The 3,088-nt window shown below is 65.0% G+C and carries 4 protein-coding genes; 3 read left to right on the forward strand and 1 reads right to left on the reverse strand.

Translation table 11 applies throughout. The annotated features are described in order from the left end of the window. The first annotated feature begins 79 nt into the window (after window positions 1-79). From AC1D00_RS33870 to AC1D00_RS33880, 3 genes are all read left to right on the forward strand, one after another. A complete protein-coding gene (locus AC1D00_RS33870; RefSeq protein WP_135177294.1) occupies window positions 80-382 on the forward strand; it encodes a helix-turn-helix domain-containing protein in 303 nt (100 codons plus the stop codon). Window positions 383-540: 158 nt separating this feature from the next. Continuing rightward, complete coding sequence (locus tag AC1D00_RS33875; protein WP_135177293.1) at window positions 541-1,359, forward strand: aldo/keto reductase; 819 nt, start codon at window positions 541-543, stop codon at window positions 1,357-1,359. A gap of 149 nt (window positions 1,360-1,508) precedes the next feature. Next, window positions 1,509-2,417 carry a hypothetical protein gene (locus AC1D00_RS33880; protein ID WP_477013664.1) on the forward strand — a complete coding sequence of 303 codons (909 nt, stop codon included), beginning with the start codon at window positions 1,509-1,511 and terminating at the stop codon, window positions 2,415-2,417. Between the two features lie 12 nt (window positions 2,418-2,429). On the opposite strand, the gene AC1D00_RS33885 is transcribed toward AC1D00_RS33880, so the two are convergent. Next, a complete protein-coding gene (locus tag AC1D00_RS33885) occupies window positions 2,430-2,681 on the reverse strand; it encodes a hypothetical protein (protein WP_477013665.1) in 252 nt (83 codons plus the stop codon). Window positions 2,682-3,088: the final 407 nt, after the last annotated feature.

Here is a 3,088-nt window from a genome sequence, read left to right on the forward strand (position 1 = left end):
GCGCTCCATCCGGGCTACGGGCAACTATCTTTAATCCGAACTTAAGCGACCTGACGCATCATCGCCCTCGCTTGGGGGAATGGATATGCGGTTGCGGCTTAAGGCGGACGGACGGATCGTCGAGTTGCGGGACGGGCAGGAGTTTCCGGTCCAGCCGGCGGCCAATGCCGCACCGGCCGACACCGGCTCGCTCGCGGTGCGCGACCTGCGCCGCCGCGCCTGCCTGACCCAGATGGAGTTCGCGGCCAAGCTCGGCGTTCCCGTCGAGACCATCCGCAACTGGGAGCAGGGCAAGCGCGCCCCGCGGGGACCGGCCCGCGCGCTGCTCGCCGTGATCGCGCATGCGCCCGACACCGTGTTCCAGGCGCTCGCCAAAGCCTGACGACAAGGCCTGAGCTGCGAACTTCCCGTTAGCATTGCGCTGAATAACCGGCCCGATCGCTCCCGCTTCCGTTGGCAGTGTCACGGGCGAGGTCCATAATGGCGCGTGGCTGATGCTTGTGATGAGTCCTGGGGCGACCGCAACAGAGAGGATTCCTCATGCTGTTCGTCGAGGCCAATGGCGCAAGGATCCCGGCGATCGGGCTCGGGACCTGGGAACTGAGCGGGCGGCCGTGTGCGCGCGTGGTCGAGCAGGCGCTGCGGCTCGGCTATCGCCACATCGACACCGCACAGGTCTATGACAATGAGCGCGAGGTCGGCGATGGCGTGCGCGCCTCCGGCGTGCGCCGCGACGACGTCTTCCTCACCACCAAGGTCTGGACCAACCATTTCGCTCCCAACGACCTCGAACGGTCGGTGAAGGAGAGCCTTGCGCGCCTGCGGCTTCCCTCCGTCGATCTGTTGCTGCTGCACTGGCCCAATTCGCACGTGCCGCTGGCGGAGACGCTTGGTGCGCTGTCGCATGCCAGGCAAATGGGCCTGACGCGTCACATCGGCGTCTCCAATTTCACGGTGGCGCTGATCGAGCAGGCGGTCGCGCTGTCGCCGGAGCCGCTCGTCTGCAACCAGGTCGAATTTCACCCTTATCTCGACCAGGCCAAGGTGAGGACGGCCTGCGACCAGCATGGGCTCGCGCTGGTCGCCTACAGCCCGATCGCCAGGGGCCGCATCAAGACCGACCAGACGCTGGCCGAGATCGGGCGGACGCATCGCAAGACGCCGGCGCAGGTCTGCCTGCGCTGGCTCGTGCAACAGAACGTCACCGCGATCCCGCGCACCTCACGTGTCGAGCGTCTGTCGGAGAACATCGAGATCTTCGATTTTGAGCTCTCGGACGAGGAGATGGCCCGGATCGCCGGTCTGGCCAATCCCAAGGGCCGCCTGACCGACTATGGYTTCGCGCCAAAATGGGATTGAGGGCGGGCTGCCGAATGCCCAGCATGATCCGGAAAAGTGCGAAGCGGTTTTCCGATAAGATCATGCTCGAACAAGAGCCTAAAGCGCGATGACGGTTGATCCTGACTTCATCGCGCTTTAGGAGCAGGACGGCAACCCAAGATCGGGCGATGGAACTGCGGAAGATCATACGGACGGACATTGCGGCGTCGGCGGTCGCGCACCTGACGCTGGTGGCGCTGATCATCGTGATCAGCGAGGTCCATCCGTTTCGCAGCCAGCTGCCGGAAACTGTGTCGGTCGACATCGTCACGCCGGAGGAGGTGAAGCAGGAGGAGGCCAAAGCCGAGGAGAAGGCCAAGGAAGAAGCGGCGAAAAAGCMGCCGGAGCCGATGCCCGAGCTGAGACTCCCGAAACTGGACGTCACCGAAAAGGCGGATCCAGCGGCGAAGCCGGCCGCCAAGCAGCAGGCCGCGTCGCAATCATCGCAGCAGAAGGCGCGGCCCGAACCGGAGCAGCCGACGCAGCAGAAACAGCCGCCCCCCTCACAGGCGCCGAAGCAGCGTGAGAGCACCGCGCAGCTGCAGCCCCAGCCCCAGCAGCCGCCGCAACAGCCGCAGCCGCAGGCCGCACCGCCGGCCTATCAGGCTCCCGAGCCCGACGTCACCCTCAAATACGGCGTCATGCTGGGCCTGCCGCCCGAACTGCCGATCGAGCCGAAAGACGCACCCAAGGGCGACGGCGGCGACGCCAGGGATTCGATCGGCGCGAAGCTTCCACCCGAGGTCATCGCCGAGTTTCGTCGGCACTTGAGAAGCTGCGCAAAACTGCCGGCCGGGGTCGACCCGACCGACACCGTCCACATCAAGCTGCGCACGGTGCTCGCCACCGACGGCACGCTGGCGCGCCCGCCGATCCTGATCGAAGCCCCGCCATCCGCGAAGGGCGTGGCTATCGTGAAGTCGGCGACGAGCGCGCTTCAGGCCTGCCAGCCGTACAAGATGCTGCCGGCCGACAAATACGAGGAATGGAAGGTGTTGGACTTGCCGTTCTCGCCGCGGGATTTTGGCGGGGGATAGGTTGCCTCGCGGCTATCCGCGCGCGGCGAGACAGGCGCGGACCTTGTCGGCGACGGGCTTCGGCACTGCGTGAGCTCGCCACTGCTCGCGCGTCGCGCCCGCGGAGGCGAGGCACTGGTTGATGTTTCGATCATATGTGGCGCGAGACACGCTGTCGCGCTTGGTCTGGCACGCCGGGTCGCCACCGCATTCGTAAAGTGGAGCCGCCTTGGCCGTTGATACTCCGAGAAAGGTCACGGCAACCGCGATCATCAGCTTGTGCATTTCGCCCCCGGAATTATGCTTTGAATATTCTCAATGCTGCGTCTATAGCGCAGCGAACTACGGCCTGCAACCTAGGGTGAAGTGCCAGCGGCGCTGCACAACGACTGTTCGGTCGATGCCTGCACGCCATAGGGCGTCGTTGCAATGTACCGCTCGCTGGCGACGAGCTCGTCGTTGCGCTTCTCAGCGGCATCCAAAGCATCCATGACCCGACGGGCAAAACACCCCTAATGCTGTCAAGCCTCCTTCCCAAAAACATTCCGCTTTACCGAAATTCGGATTTGTCGTATGTGTCGCCCATCCCGGCTCATCCTTGAGGGGCGATCATGTGGTCGTCATTTTCGCGAGCCGGGCTTGCGGTGGACGCGGCAGCGTCGGGCGCGAGAGGCGTGGGGCAGGGCGGATTG

The sequence above is a fragment of the Bradyrhizobium sp. P2_E8 genome (genome assembly GCF_056403875.1).